We start from the raw sequence: 14,330 nt of genomic DNA, 5'->3' as shown, positions 1-14,330 counted from the left end.
GGCCGACACCGACTGACGACCGGACGACCTTGCTGTCGTCGTAGATCAGGCCGGTACAGGTGCCGGGCGTCGCCGGATTGACCGTCGACGGCGTGCAGGTCGAATTCTTGGGCGTGGTCATTTCGTTGGTTACCGACCACGTCGTCGGACCCTGGTAATCGTAGAGACCACCGGCGTCGGCATAGACGGCGCCCTTCAGACCCACTTCCTTGGGCAGGAACCAGAACGGCATCTGCAGTTCGAGCGAAGCGCCCCAGTACTTCGTGCCGCCGATCGCGTCCTGCGTGCCATACGGGTTGAGGTCGCGCGGACCAATGCCGTTCGGGGCGAAGCCGCGAACGAGATTCGGCCCCATCTGGAAGTGGTCGAGCATGCGCAGATCGCTGCCCATCTTGGTCAGGACGCCGCCCTGGAGGTGGACGAGGCCGACGAGATCCGACACCAGCGACTGGTAGTACTTCGCATCGCCGGCGGTCTTCAGGTAGGTGACGTCGCCGCCGACGCCGGCGAAGTCCTGCTTGAAGTCGATGAGCAGGCCGTCGGTCGGGTTCTTGTTGTTGTCGAGCGTGTTGTAGGTCAGCGTGTAGCCCAGCGCCGAAGTCAGCGTCTTGCCGTTCGCCAGCTCCCTGCGGACCGGCAGCGAGGCTTCGCCGTCGCTGTAGCAGCCGAGGCCGTTGGTCGACGGATCCAGCGTCAGACCGTTGGCATTGGCAAACGCCGGACTCGGATTGAAGGCAGCCGTACCAATGTTGTTGTTACAGTTCGCCAGGATGCTCGGCAGCGTGATTTCCTGCTGATAGACCGAGTAGCGCACCTGGAGGGCCAGATCTTCACGCAAGGAGAAGCCGAGGCGCGGCGAGAAGCCGAGCGTCTTGGTGCCGTAGGAGATGTAGCTGTTGGACAGCTGCTGGCGCTGATAGAGGTCGAGACCCAGCGCGACGCGGTAGTCGAGCAGATAGGGCTCGACGAACGACAGCGAATAGCCGCGCGCGTACTGGCCGTAGGTGACCGACGCCTTGGCGAACAGGCCGCGGCCGAGCAGGTTGCGCTCGGAGATCGAGACTTCGGCAAGCGCACCGTCGGTGGTGGAGTAACCGCCCGATATCGAGAAGTCGCCGGTCGACTTCTCCTCGAGATCGACGATCAGCACCACACGATCGCTGGAGGAGCCAGGCTCCGTCGTGATCTTCACGGTCTTGAAGTAATCGAGGTTCTTCAGGCGGCGCTCGGCGCGGTCGACCAGAGCGCGGTTGTAGGCATCGCCCTCGGAGATATCGAATTCGCGGCGGATCACGTAGTCACGCGTGCGGGTGTTGCCGCGGATGTTGATGCGCTCGATATAGGTGCGCGGACCCTCGTCGATGTTGAACACGACGGAGACGGTGTGCGCATCGAAGTTACGATCGCCGCCCGGACGCACCACCGCGAAGGCATAGCCGCGGCGCGAGGCTTCGATCTGCATCTCCTCGACCGACTTCTCGACCGATTCGACGTTGTAGAGCGAGCCGACATTGACGCGCGAAAAGCTGCGCAGCGAACTCGCATCGAAATTCGGGATGCTGGTGCGGAAATCGACGGTGCCGACGCGGTACTGCGCGCCCTCCTCGATCTTGAAGGTGACGTTGAAACCCTTCTTCTCCGGATCGTACTCGGTGAGCGCGGCCACGACCTGAACGTCGGCGAAGCCGTTCTTCAGGTAGAAGCGGCGAATCAGGTCGCGGTCGGCCTCGACGCGATCGGGATCGTAGATGTCACCGCTCGAGAGAAAGCTCAGCAGGTTCGATTCGTGCGTCTTGATGACGTCCCGGAGGCGGTAGGACGAGAACGCGTTGTTGCCGATAAACTCGATCGACTTGACCGAGGTCTTGGCGCCTTCGTTGATCGTGAAGACGAGATCGACGCGGTTGTTCGGCTGCTCGATGATCTCAGGCGTGACGGTCACGTCATAGCGGCCGGAGCGGCGATAGATCTCTGCGATTCGCAGCGTGTCCGACTGCACCATGGCGCGGGAGAAGGTGCCACGGGCCTTGGACTGGACTTCGGCGGTGAGCTGCTCGTCCTTGATCTTCTTGTTGCCCTCGAAGGCAACGCGGCCGATCACCGGGTTTTCCACCACGGAGACGATGATCTGGCCGCCGGCACCGCGGTTGATCTTCACGTCCTGGAACAGGCCGGTCTCGATCAGCGCCTTGAGGCCGTCATCGATGGCGCCCTGATCGAGGCGACCACCAGGGCCAGGCTTGAAGTAGGAGCGGATCGTCTCCACCTCGACGCGGCGATTCCCTTCGACGGAAATCGACTGCACGGTCTGGGCGAGCGCAGACGAAGACACCAAAACAGCCCCAACCGGGGCAACCACCGGCGCGCCGAACATGATCAGGGTTGCGAGCAAGCCCCCCCGGAGTCGCAGTCCAAACTTCATTGCGCAACGCGCCCTTATCAACGTACCAGACCAACCCCAAAGCCGGTCTGGGAGATTCCCCAAGTTCTAGCCGCTTGTAGCCAATTTCCCCGACGCCGCAAACGGCCGAGCGCGCCGTAATTTCAATTTCACTCCAAGACGTTGCCCAAGAGCAACGCCACAAAAAAGCCCCTATCAGGACGCCGCCATTCGAAGGATGTCGTTGTAGGTGGCAAACACCATCAGCATCAGCACCAGGCCTAGTCCGATTCGGAAACCCATTTCCTGGGTGCGCTCCGACAGCGGACGGCCCCGGACCACCTCGGCCGTGTAGAACAAAAGGTGACCGCCATCGAGCAGCGGGATCGGGAACAGGTTCAACAGGCCGATCGAGACCGACAGCACGGCGCAGAGATTGATCACGAACTGGAACCCGGCACTGGCCGCCTGCCCCGACATCTTGGCGATGCCGAGGACGCCGCTGACCTCGTTCGGATTACCCTGCCCGACGAACAGCGAGCCCAGGAACTTGAAGGTGCTGGTGATGATGAACCAGACCTGCTCGACCCCGATCTTGAGCGCCTCGCCGACGCCGACCGGGGCGGTCGAAGCCTCACCGGCCTGGGACTTATGCTCGACGCCGAGCACGCCGACCTGGTGGCGGTTTCCGAACGGATCCTTGCGCTCGAGCAGCGCCGGTGTCGCGGTCAGCGACACGATCGCACCATCACGTTTCACTTGGAAAACCAGCGCGGAACCGGCGCTCGTCGCGACGATCCGCTGCATGTCGGCAAAGCTCTCGATCGGCTTGCCGTCGATCTGGACCACGACGTCACCGACCTTGAAGCCGGCGGCCGCCGCAGCGCCATCGGCGACGACGCCGTCGACACGGGCGATCGTGCTCGGCTTGCCGTAATACAGCGCCATGCCCGCGAAAATCAGCGCGCCGAGGATGAAATTGGCGACAGGACCGGCGGCGACGATGGCCGCGCGCGGGCCAACCTTCTTGTGATGAAAGCTGCCGGCGCGCTCCTCGGCCGTCATGGCGGCGAGCGCCTCGGCCGACGGCGTGGAGGCCTCGCTCTCGTCGCCGAAGAATTTGACGTACCCCCCGAGCGGGATCGCCGAGATCTTCCAGCGGGTGCCATGGCGGTCGTTGAACCCAACCAGCTCAGGTCCGAAACCCAGCGAAAAGGTCAGCACCCGCACGCCAGCCCAGCGCGCGACCAGGAAATGGCCGAGTTCATGGAAGAACACGACAATGGTCAGGACGAAGAGGAAGGGAACGACGTAGCCGAGGAGCCCATGGCTCAACGTGTTGAAACTATGGGTAAAAAAGTCGATCATCGAATTCCCTCATCCAGCGCCGCAAGGCCCTGGCCCCGAACCATCTAGGATGCCTTTAAGGCAATTTGAGGCAATAGGGCGGCAGCTTTATTTCGCGAAACATGGTCAACGGAGATTGCATCATCCGCTGAGGTCATGGGGCCGTGGTTTCCGCCTCGGATCCAGTCCTCCAGCGTCGCCTCGACCAGCCGGGCAATCGCGCCGAAGCGGATCTTGCCGGCGATGAAGGCCGCGACCGCGACCTCGTTGGCGGCGTTGTAGACGGTTGTCGCTCCCTTCCCGTGCCGGAGCGAATCGAACGCGAGGCGAAGCCCGGGAAACCGTTCGAAGTCAGGTGCCTCGAAGGTCAACTGCCCGATCTTGGCCAGATCGAGCTTTGCCGCCGGCCCCTTGATCCGGTCGGGCCAGCCGAGGCAATGGGCGATCGGCGTGCGCATGTCGGGCGATCCGAGCTGGGCCACCACGGAGCGGTCGGAGAACTCGACCATGCCATGGATGATCGACTGCGGATGCACCAGCACGTCGATCTCGTCGGGCGAGAGCGCGAACAGGTACGACGCCTCGATCACCTCGAGGCCCTTGTTCATCATGGAAGCGGAATCGATCGTGATCTTCTGACCCATGCTCCAGTTCGGATGCTTCAGGGCCTGCTCCAGGGTCGCCTGCTCGATGTCGGCACTCTTCCAGGTCCGGAATGGACCGCCGGAGGCGGTGATGATCACGCGCACCAGCTCATCGCGATTGCCCGATGCCAGCGCCTGAAACAGCGCGTTGTGCTCGGAATCGGCCGGCAGGATGCAGGCGCCCGCTTTCGCCGCGCGCTGCATGAAGAAATCGCCGGCACAAACCAGGCATTCCTTGTTGGCCAGCGCAACATGGGCGCCGCGATCGACAGCGGCCAAAGCCGGCTTCAACCCGGCCGCACCGCTCACCGCGGCCATCACCCAATCGGCCGGACGCGCGCCCGCCTCGATGACAGCGCTTTCGCCGGCGCCGCACTCCGTGCTCGTGCCCGCAAGTGCGGACTTGAGCTCGCCAAGCTTGGTGCTGTCTGCGATCGCCACGAAGCGCGCGGAAAATTCCTTCGCCAGATTCGCCAACGCCTCGACATTGCTGTTCGCCGTCAAGGCTTCGACGCGATAGCGCTCGCGCGAAGCCCGCAACAGATCCATCGTGCTGTCGCCGATCGAGCCGGTAGCACCGAGAACCGTGACGCTGCGAATGTCGGACGCAGCGAGCTTGTTGTTACGCAAAGGGACTGCGCTCATATCCTCACCAAACCATAAGACCGCTTCCGGCGCTATGCACACCATGGCGGAGAAAGCCGATCATCCATGCCACCAGAATGGCGGCGACAAAGCCGTCCAGGCGGTCCAGAAGCCCGCCATGGCCGGGAATTAAGTGACTGGAATCCTTGACGCCGAAGTGCCTTTTCACGGCGGATTCGAACAGATCGCCCAGTTGCGATACCACCGAAAGGATGGCGCTGACGAGGAGCAGCGGGACGGCCCTCCCGATGCCGAATGCCGCAAAGCTGCTCGCAACCGCAAGACTCGCCGCAAAACCGCCGAATGCACCGGCCCAGGTCTTCTTCGGGCTGACACGCGGCCATAGCTTCGGTCCGCCGATGCTGCGGCCGGCGAAATAACCGCCGATATCGGTCGCCCACACCACCAGCAGCACGAACATCAGCGCCGAAAAGCCGTTGACGAGATCCTTCCGCAGCAGGATCGAGGCCAGCAGCGCCGCCGCTGCATACGCAAATCCCGTCGCAGCCCAAATGAACCTGCCGCGCGCGATCATCGTGATGATCGCCCCGCCGACGCAGCCGACGACGACGGCGGTCTTGAGCGCACCGGCGGCAACGCACAATCCCATCGCGGCGATGACGAACGTCCCTGCCCCGGTCAACGCGGTCGAGCCAGCTCCGACCACCATGAGCCATTCCGCGAACAGCCCGATCGACACCAGCGTCACGAGCAGCGCCCACAGCCAACCGCCGGCGTAAGCGAGCGCAATCGTCAGCGGCGCCAACACCAGCGCTGCGAGGACTCGCATCACCAGATTGCTCGGGGCGGGCTTGGCGCCCGCGGCTTCGGCGTCGGGTTCGCTCACGAGGCTGATTTCGCGACCAGGCCGCCGAAACGGCGCTCGCGCCTGGCAAATTCTGCGATCGCGCTTTCGAGCGCCGCCTTGTCGAAATCGGGCCAGTGGACCGGTACGAACACGAGTTCGCTATAGGCGGCCTGCCACATCAGGAAATTCGACAGGCGCTGCTCGCCGCTGGTGCGGATGATGAGATCGGGATCGGGAATGTCGGGCGCATCGAGATGGGCGCCGAGCGCATCGGCGTCGATCGTATCGGGATCGCGCTTGCCGTCCGCGACTTCGCGAGCGAGCTTCCGCGCCGCTTTCGCAATCTCCTGGCGCGAGCCGTAATTGAAGGCGACCACGAGGGTGAGGCGCGTGTTGTCGCGCGTCAATTCCTCGGCCTCGTTGAGCAGCGCACAGATGTCGCCCTCGAGCCCGTCCCGCTCACCGATGATGCGCACCTTGACGCCGTCGCGATGAAGGCTTGCGAGATCGTTGCGAATGAAGCGCCTGAGCAGGCCGAAAAGATCGCCGATCTCGCTCGCGGGACGCGACCAGTTCTCCGAGGAGAACGAGAAGATGGTGAGGTAGCGGATGCCGAGTTCATGCGAGGCGCGCACCACGCGCCGCAAGGCTTCGACGCCGCGGCGATGCCCTTCCGCCCGCGGCAGACCGCGCGCGGCTGCCCAGCGCCCGTTGCCATCCATGATGATGGCGACATGCGCAGGCGCCTCGGACCGGTCGGGTCCTTCCGTTGCGGGCGCGGCGGCGTTGGGCATGGAAAAGAAGCCTTAAACCGTGAGGATTTCTTTTTCCTTGGCAGCCAGCAGCTGGTCGATCTCGGTGATGGTGCTGTCGGTGGCCTTCTGCACCTCGTCGGCGTGACGCTTCTGATCGTCCTCCGACATCTCGTGATTCTTCTCGAGCTTCTTCAGGACATCCAGGCCGTCACGGCGGACGTGACGCGCAGCGACCTTGGCGGCTTCGGCGTATTTGTGCGCGACCTTGACCAGCTCCTTACGGCGTTCCTCGTTGAGCTCGGGAATGCGCAGGCGCAGCACCTGACCTTCGGTCGCCGGCGACAGGCCGAGATTGGAATCGACGATCGCCTTCTCCACCGCCTTGACCATCGACTTGTCCCAGACCTGCACCGAGATCAGGCGCGGCTCCGGCACGCTGACGGTGGCGAGCTGATTGAGTGGCATATGACTGCCATAAGCATCGACCTGCACCGGATCCAGCATCGAGGCCGATGCGCGGCCCGTCCGCAGGCCGCCAAGCTCGTGCTTGAGCGATGCGACCGCGCCCTGCATGCGGCGCTTCACTTCGTTGAGGTCGAAATTACCCGTGGCCATCACGTTTCTCCTTCAATATCCCGGCGACCTCACCGCGCCCCCACTTCGGGGCGCACCAGATGAGCCGTCAGCCGGCGACGACAGTCCCGTGGCCGACGCCGCGCAGAATCGCGCCGATCGAACCGGGTTCCGCGATCGAAAATACGATGATAGGCAGCGACGTCTCGCGGGCAAGTGCGAAGGCGGTCGCATCCATCACCTTGTAGCCGCCCTCAATCGCCTGCGAATGGGTCAGGCGGTCGAACCGGGTGGCGGATGGGTCCTTCTTCGGATCGGCCGAGTAGACACCGTCGACATTCGTCGCCTTCAGCACCGCCTGGGCACCGATCTCGGCGGCGCGCAGCACCGCGGTAGTGTCCGTGGTGAAGAACGGATTGCCGGTTCCGCCGCCGAGCAGCAGGATCCGGCCTTCGGCGAGATATTTGTGCGCCGCAGTGCGGGTGAACAGCTCGGAGACCTCGGGCATGACGAACGCCGAGAGCGCCCTCGCCGGCGCGCCCTTGCGCTCGATCGTGGCTTCGAGCGCGAGACAGTTCATCATGGTAGCGAGCATGCCCATGGTGTCGCCCGTGGGGCGTGACACGCCCCGCGAGGAGACCTCGACGCCGCGAAAGATGTTGCCGCCGCCGATCACGACGGCGACCTCGCATCCGAGCTGGCGGGCGACGATCAGATCGTCCGCCACCCGGTCCATGGTCGGCTGATCGATGCCAAAACCCTGCTGTCCCGCGAGATATTCGCCGGACAGCTTGATCACGACGCGACGATAGACCGGATCAGTCATCAGCACTTTCCTTGTCCGGGCGCCGCTTCCGGCGGCACGCCGGAAGGAGGTGTTCCGGCGCTTACTTCTTGCCGCTGGCCGCCGCGACTTCGGCCGCGAAGTCGGATTCCTGCTTCTCGATTCCCTCACCGAGAGCATAGCGTACAAAGCCCGCGATCTTCACGGTGCCGCCGACCTTGCCTTCGGCTTCCTTCAGCGCCTGCGCGACCGACTTGCCGGTGTCGTGGATGAAGGCCTGCTCGAGCAGGCAGACTTCCTTGTAGTAGGTCTTCAGGCCGGACTCGACGATCTTCTCGATCACATTCTCCGGCTTGCCCTGCTGGCGATATTTGTCGGCGAGCACGTCCTTCTCGCGCTTCACGACCGCCGGATCGAGACCGGACGGATCGAGCGCAAGCGGGTTGGCAGCCGCGACGTGCATCGCGATCTGGCGACCGAGCGCTGCGAGCTCGTCGGCCTTGCCGGGCGATTCCAGCGCAACGATCACGCCCATCTTGCCGGCGCCGTCGACGACCGCACCGTGGACATAGCTCGACACCACGCCTTGGCTCACTTCGAGCGAAGCCGCTCGCCGCAGCGTCATGTTCTCGCCGATGGTGGCGATCGCGTCGCTGATCGCAGCTTCCACCGTGACGTCACCGACCTTGGCGGCCTTGATCTTCTCGACGTCCGCGCCAACGTCGAAAGCGACCTGGGCGACCATCTTGACCAGGCCCTGGAACTGGCCGTTGCGCGCGACGAAGTCGGTCTCGGAGTTGACCTCGACCACGACGCCCTTGTTTGCCTTGGTGAGCGCGCCGATGAGGCCCTCGGCCGCGACGCGGCCCGACTTCTTGGCGGCCTTCGACAGGCCCTTCTTGCGCAGCCAGTCCTGCGCCGCTTCCATGTTGCCGTCGTTCTCGGTCAGCGCGGCCTTGCAGTCCATCATGCCTGCGCCGGTGGACTCGCGCAGATCCTTGACCATCGCAGCAGTGATCGTTGCCATCGTTGAAAATCCTTCTTGCCTGCCGGTTTGCCGCGGCGTGGCCCAACTGCCCCGCCGCGGTCCATCTCAGGAATTCGCGTCAACTGAATGAAATGGCGGCCAGATCCTATCCGGCCAACGCATCGCTCGTTCTGACTATTCCGCTTCCGCGGTCAGCGCCTTGGCCTTGGCCACCCACGCATCCGCGCGGCTCGGCAGACCGACTTCTTCGCCGATCGTGTGCGCGGTGTCGTGGTCGAGCTCGGCGAGCTGCCAGTAGTGGAAGATGCCGAGATCGTTGAACTTCTTCTCGATCGCACCCGAAACGCCGGGGAGCTTCTTGAGATCGTCGGCGGTGCCGCGGGGACCGGCAAGGCCCTGGAAGCCGCTCGAGGACGGCGCCGGCAGCTCTTCGGCGAGCGGACGCGCCGAGGCGCCGACATCGATGCCCGAATCGCCCTGGGCGCGCGAGATGCCGTCGATCGCCGCACGGGCGATCAGGTCGCAATAGAGCGAAATCGCGCGGCCGGCGTCGTCATTGCCGGGGACCACATAGGTGATGCCCTTCGGGTCCGAATTGGTGTCGACGATCGCCGCGACCGGGATGTTCAGCCGCTGGGCTTCCTGGATCGCGATGTCTTCCTTGTTGGTGTCGATCACGAAGATCATGTCCGGCAGACCGCCCATGTCCTTGATGCCACCGAGCGAGCGGTCGAGCTTGTCGCGCTCGCGCTGAAGCGTCAGGCGCTCCTTCTTGGTGTAGGAATTGGCCTCGCCGCCGGCCAGCACTTCGTCGAGATGACGCAGGCGCTTGATCGAGGCCGAGATCGTCTTCCAGTTGGTCAGCGTGCCGCCGAGCCAGCGCGAATTGACGAAATACTGCGCGCAGCGCTTGGCCGCGTCGGCGACGCCGTCCTGCGCCTGGCGCTTGGTGCCGACGAACAGGATGCGGCCGCCCTTGGCCACCGTGTCGCTGACGGCTTGCAGGGCCTGGTGCAGCATCGGCACGGTCTGGGCGAGATCGACGATGTGGATGTTGTTACGGGTGCCGAAAATGAACGGAGCCATTTTCGGATTCCAGCGGTGCGACTGGTGACCAAAGTGCACGCCAGCTTCGAGCAGCTGACGCATAGTGAAATCGGGAAGTGCCATCGTTTGAATTCTCCGGTTGGTTCCTCCGGAAGCGTGTGAGCAAAACGGAGCGATGTCGCCCCGGCTGCCACCGGACGGCCTTGAGAGCCATGCTTCCGTGTGAGATGGCGCGCTATATAGCGCCATTTCGGCCAGAAGCAAGGAAATAAGGGCCTTTCGGGGCTTGACCGCTCCCGAAAGGCCCGATCAGGCCATTCCGACCCTGTCCGCTAGCACCTGGGCTGGCCGGGCGGGCATTTTTTCGCCGCAGGCGGCGGCGCGGGCGGCCTCGGCGGCGGGGCGGCCGGTCGCGGCGGCGGCGGTGGCGCGACCGCCATCCGCGGCGGCGGTGGGGGCGCCGGCCGGGCCACAGGCGGCGGCGGCGCGGGCCGAGCCATCGGCGGTGGCGGGGGCCGCACGGCGGCAACTGGCGGGCGCGGTGGCGGGGGCGGCGCAGCCATCCGCGGCGGCGGAGGCGCTACCCGCGGCGGAGGCGGTGCCACGTGCGGCGGAGGCGCAGCCGTCGGCCTTGCGAGCGCCTGCGGATGGGGCGCGGGTGGCGGCGGTGGCGTTCTTGTGACCTGCGCGGGCGTTGGCGTTGCAGGCCTCTGACCAGGCGGCTTGATCTGCTCCCGCGTGGTGACCGGCGGCGAAGGCTGCGTCGGCTTCCCATTGGTCACGTTGGTCGTGGTCACGCCCGGTTTGCCTGCCGGGGTCGTGGTCGGCGTGACGGCCGGCTCATGCGCCAGAGGTTTGCCGTGTTCGGCTGCACCGGCCGGCGGCGTTTGCGCAACGGGCGGCTTCGCGGCTTGGTTGGCGGCCGGGTTGGTCGCGGCGTTGGCCGGCGCGGTCGTGTTGCCGGGTGCGGTCACCGTATTGGGATGAACCGGCGGCTGGCCGTTGGCGGGCGCGTTCGCCGTGGGCGCCGGCTTGCCATTGGGCGCCTGGACCGCACCGGCGGGCGGCGGTGGCGTGTTGTTGGTGCCCGGCACCGGCAGCGCGTGGCCTGGCGCCGGCGGTGGCGTCGACGTCGACGGAGTGGTCGTGGTCGGCGTGGCGTGGACCTGCATCACCTTCATCGCCCCGGGCTTTGCCGTGGGGTTGCTGACGAGCGCCGCCTGGCTCGGCTTGAGGGCCTGATTCGGATTGGCCTGGATCTGCTGCGCCTGCTGCTTCACGACCGTCGGCACCTGCGTCATCGCGCTCGGGCGCCCAGGTCCGTTCGCCGCAATGGTCACGGCCGCAGTGGTATTGCCCGGCGGTGGCGGCGGCGGCGCCTGGTTGATCACGGTGTTGATGACCGTGGTGTTATGGATGTTGTTCACGATGATGTTGTTCGGCGGCGGCGCGACATAAACAGGCGGATTGTAGAAGGCCGGGATCGGCACGAACACCGGCTGCGGCAGCACGAACAGGCCGACCACGGGGAACGGCGGCGGCAGCACCACGAAGTCCGGGGGCGGCGGCGGGCAGAAATAGACCGGCGGCGGCGGCGGCGGCACGAAATCGAACACGGGATCGCTGAAATACAGCACCGGACGATCGACATAGACGATCTCCTCCGGCGGCGGCGGCGGCACGTCATAGTCCATCACCGTAAACGTCGGCGGCGGCTCGAGCGGCGCGGTCAGGATCGCGAGCCGGCGCCTTGCATCACCCGCATGCGGTCCGTGCGGATAACGCCGCAGATACGACCAATAGGCATCGGGTGTATCGGCGCGATAGGTCCGTCGCCAGGTGATCGCCTCGCGACGCGCCGCCACGATCGCCATCACGCGCTTGGCCAGGGGATCGCCGGGATAGGCGGCGAGAAACTCTTCATAGGCCGGCAGCGTGTCGCGCTCGAGCGCGGCGGCATAGGCGTCCTGCACGCCGAGATCGCGGATCGGCTTGTTGCGGATTGCGGCGACCCGGTCGGGCGCGGCCTGCGGCGGCGGCGCGTCGGGAGCGCGATCGAAGAAGCTGAATTGCGCCGTGATCTTCTGGTCCTCCCACGGCACCTGCGCGCCCTTGGAATTCTCGTTGACGCGCAAACGGACGCGGTCGAACACCTCCGGCAACGACAATCCGCCGGTGCGGATCATCTCGGCCAGCGATTGCGCGTAGATGCTGTACGGCCCCGGCTCTTCGGGTGCCACCGTGCCCGGCGCGGCGTTGAAGGCGATCAGCATGTTCGGATCGGGCTCGACCAGCGCGAGCCCGCTCGCGATCGGCTGCTGGCCGCCCTCGATGAAGGGTTGGGCCCGTGCCGCATCGAGCACGATGATGTTGGCCTTGAGCGGAATGGCCGCGAGCTGGCGGGCATAGTCGCTGATGCGCAGCGCCTCGGTCGGAATGTCGGTGTCGCGCGCAATGCTCGAATCCACCGGGATGAAATAGTTCTCGCCGGCAAGCTGCACGCCATAACCGGCAAGATAGACCATCGCGACGGTGCCGGGGCCCGAGGCCTGCGCCTTCTGGATGAAGTCGCGAAGGCTCTTGCGCAGCGTGTCGCCGTCGAGATCGCGCGCGCCGACCACGTCGAAGCCCGCCGCCTGCAGCGTCTGCGCGATCAGGCCGGCATCGTTGGCCGTGGTCGCCAGCGGCGACTTGGCATAAGCGCCGTTGCCGACCACGAGTGCAATGCGCTTCTCCTGCTGCTGTGCGCGCACCGGACCGGACACGCCCGCGGCCAGGACCGCGATCGGGAGGAGAAGGCAGATGAAGACTTTGAACGTCCCACGCATGGCTTGCTTGCCCGCTATTGTTGTTGAGGTGCCAACGCCCATCAAGCGCGTGGCGAGCTGAATGACACTTGAACGAAACACTTTGTCACGAAAGGCTCGGATTGAGGCGGCGGCATGGCACCGCCCGGGCCCTGCGCCTCGCGTCAGCTCCACGTCAGCTTCAGCCTCTTGCGGAAGCCTCAGGCTTCCGCGATCGGGTCCACCCTTCCCGTCGTTCTAGATCTGCTGCACGTCCACCACGCCGGCGACTGCCTTGATGGCGCCGGCGATCTGCGGCGAGACCTTGAAGCGGCCGGGCAGCTTCATCTCGACCTCGGTCTCGAGGTCGAGCATCATCACCAGCGAGACTTCCCCGTCGCCATTGGAGCGCGGCGCGATGCCGGGACTGCCGATTTTGGGCGCTGCGCCGTTCGAGGGCGCTGCCTCGGGCCCGGCGAGACGTTTGGCGATCGAGTCCAGCGGCTTGGTATCGCGCACGAAGATGCGCAGGCCTTTCTGGGTCTTGGCCGCAGCGTCGTCGAGCGGCTCGGCATGCAGCACGCGGGCGCGGACGTCCTCGCCCTGAAGCTCGGCCCCGAGCTGCAGCAGCACCGCGGCCCCCGGCTCCAGCACGTCGCGATATTGCGCGAGGCCTTCGGAGAATAGCACCGCCTCGAAATGGCCCGTGGGATCGGACAGCCCCATGATGCCCATCTTGTTGCCGGTCTTGGTGCGCCGCTCCATGCGCGACACCACGGTCGCGGCAACCTTGCCGGCGGTGGCGCCGGTCTTCACCGCACGCGAGAATTCCGCCCAGCTCTGCACCCGCAGCCGCTTCAGCACGGTGGCGTAATCGTCGAGCGGATGGCCCGACAGGAAGAAGCCGACGGCGTCGTATTCGCGGCGGAGTTTTTCCGCCGGCAGCCACGGCTCGATCTGCGGCAGCATGATGGTCGGCGCGTCCGCCGACATGCCGAACATGTCGTTCTGGCCGATGGTCGCGGCCTCGTGCGCGCGCTGGCAGGCGGCGAGGATCGAGTCCGCGCCGGCGAAGACGCGGGCACGGTTCGGCTCCAGCGTGTCGAAGGCGCCGGCGGCGGCGAGACTTTCGATGATGCGCTTGTTGATCGCGCGCGGATTGACCCGCGCGGCAAAGTCGGCGAGCGAGGTGAACAACCCGTTCTTGGTCCGCTCCTCGATGATCTGCTCGATCGCCTGGATGCCGACGCCCTTCAGCGCGGCGAGCGCGTAATAGATCGTCTTCTCGCCGACCTCGAACGTGGCGCCCGAGCGGTTGATGTTCGGCGGCTCGACCTTGATGCCGAGGCGCTGCGCCTCGGAGCGGAATTCTGAGAGCTTGTCGGTGTTGTTGAGATCGAGCGTCATCGACGCCGCGATGAACTCCACCGGATAATGCGCCTTCATGTAGGCGGTGTGGTAGGACACCAGCGCATAGGCCGCCGCGTGGCTCTTGTTGAAGCCGTAGTCGGCGAATTTCGCCAAGAGCTCGAAGATGGTCTCGGCCTGCCCCTTCGGCACGCCGTTCTTCACC

11 protein-coding genes are annotated in these 14,330 nt (G+C 65.4%); all 11 read right to left on the bottom strand.

The annotated features are described in order from the left end of the window. On the bottom strand, nt 1-2,422 hold a 2,422-nt coding region (gene bamA, locus IF809_RS36535; RefSeq protein WP_462839928.1), incomplete at its 3' end, for an outer membrane protein assembly factor BamA. A 174-nt stretch (nt 2,423-2,596) separates the two neighbouring features. Beyond that, entirely contained in the window at nt 2,597-3,748 is a 1,152-nt protein-coding gene (rseP, locus tag IF809_RS36530) for an RIP metalloprotease RseP (protein ID WP_128966491.1), read from the bottom strand. Nucleotides 3,749-3,792: 44 nt separating this feature from the next. Continuing rightward, nucleotides 3,793-5,016 (bottom strand): 1-deoxy-D-xylulose-5-phosphate reductoisomerase, encoded by a 1,224-nt coding sequence (gene dxr, locus IF809_RS36525; RefSeq protein WP_462839927.1) that lies wholly within the window; start codon nt 5,014-5,016, stop codon nt 3,793-3,795. A gap of 4 nt (nt 5,017-5,020) precedes the next feature. Beyond that, nucleotides 5,021-5,863: a phosphatidate cytidylyltransferase gene (locus tag IF809_RS36520; protein WP_453978708.1), complete on the bottom strand. Its 843-nt coding sequence runs from the start codon at nt 5,861-5,863 to the stop codon at nt 5,021-5,023. Then, entirely contained in the window at nt 5,860-6,618 is a 759-nt protein-coding gene (locus IF809_RS36515) for an isoprenyl transferase (RefSeq protein WP_453978707.1), read from the bottom strand. The genes IF809_RS36520 and IF809_RS36515 overlap by 4 nt, the downstream gene beginning before the upstream one ends. A 12-nt stretch (nt 6,619-6,630) precedes the next feature. Then, nucleotides 6,631-7,194, bottom strand: a complete 564-nt coding sequence (frr, locus tag IF809_RS36510) for a ribosome recycling factor (RefSeq protein WP_128966495.1) — start codon at nt 7,192-7,194, stop codon at nt 6,631-6,633. A gap of 67 nt (nt 7,195-7,261) precedes the next feature. Beyond that, on the bottom strand, nt 7,262-7,978 hold the full coding sequence (pyrH, locus tag IF809_RS36505; RefSeq protein ID WP_462839926.1) for a UMP kinase: 717 nt from the start codon (nt 7,976-7,978) through the stop codon (nt 7,262-7,264). Between the two features lie 61 nt (nt 7,979-8,039). Beyond that, the gene (gene tsf, locus IF809_RS36500) at nt 8,040-8,963 is read right to left on the bottom strand and encodes a translation elongation factor Ts (protein WP_462839925.1); all 924 of its coding nucleotides are present in this window, start codon (nt 8,961-8,963) and stop codon (nt 8,040-8,042) included. A gap of 135 nt (nt 8,964-9,098) precedes the next feature. After that, complete coding sequence (locus IF809_RS36495) at nt 9,099-10,094, bottom strand: 30S ribosomal protein S2 (protein WP_128966498.1); 996 nt, start codon at nt 10,092-10,094, stop codon at nt 9,099-9,101. A 209-nt stretch (nt 10,095-10,303) separates the two neighbouring features. After that, the gene (locus tag IF809_RS36490; RefSeq protein ID WP_462839924.1) at nt 10,304-12,799 is read right to left on the bottom strand and encodes a caspase family protein; all 2,496 of its coding nucleotides are present in this window, start codon (nt 12,797-12,799) and stop codon (nt 10,304-10,306) included. Between the two features lie 216 nt (nt 12,800-13,015). Then, the coding region (locus tag IF809_RS36485) for a helix-hairpin-helix domain-containing protein (protein WP_462839923.1) at nt 13,016-14,330 on the bottom strand (1,315 nt) is incomplete at its 5' end.

Source organism: Bradyrhizobium sp. UFLA06-24, from assembly GCF_054967145.1.
Note: the sequence above shows the minus strand (reverse complement) of the source record. Positions and strands in the feature narration are given on the sequence as shown.

Bases quoted from the DNA above. Each gene is read 5' to 3' on its own strand.
- rseP (WP_128966491.1), bottom strand. From the start codon at position 3,748: ATGATCGACTTTTTTACCCATAGTTTCAACACGTTGAGCCATGGGCTC.
- dxr (WP_462839927.1), bottom strand. From the start codon at position 5,016: ATGAGCGCAGTCCCTTTGCGTAACAACAAGCTCGCTGCGTCCGACATT.
- IF809_RS36515 (WP_453978707.1), bottom strand. From the start codon at position 6,618: ATGCCCAACGCCGCCGCGCCCGCAACGGAAGGACCCGACCGGTCCGAG.
- frr (WP_128966495.1), bottom strand. From the start codon at position 7,194: ATGGCCACGGGTAATTTCGACCTCAACGAAGTGAAGCGCCGCATGCAG.
- pyrH (WP_462839926.1), bottom strand. From the start codon at position 7,978: ATGACTGATCCGGTCTATCGTCGCGTCGTGATCAAGCTGTCCGGCGAA.
- tsf (WP_462839925.1), bottom strand. From the start codon at position 8,963: ATGGCAACGATCACTGCTGCGATGGTCAAGGATCTGCGCGAGTCCACC.
- IF809_RS36495 (WP_128966498.1), bottom strand. From the start codon at position 10,094: ATGGCACTTCCCGATTTCACTATGCGTCAGCTGCTCGAAGCTGGCGTG.
- IF809_RS36490 (WP_462839924.1), bottom strand. From the start codon at position 12,799: ATGCGTGGGACGTTCAAAGTCTTCATCTGCCTTCTCCTCCCGATCGCG.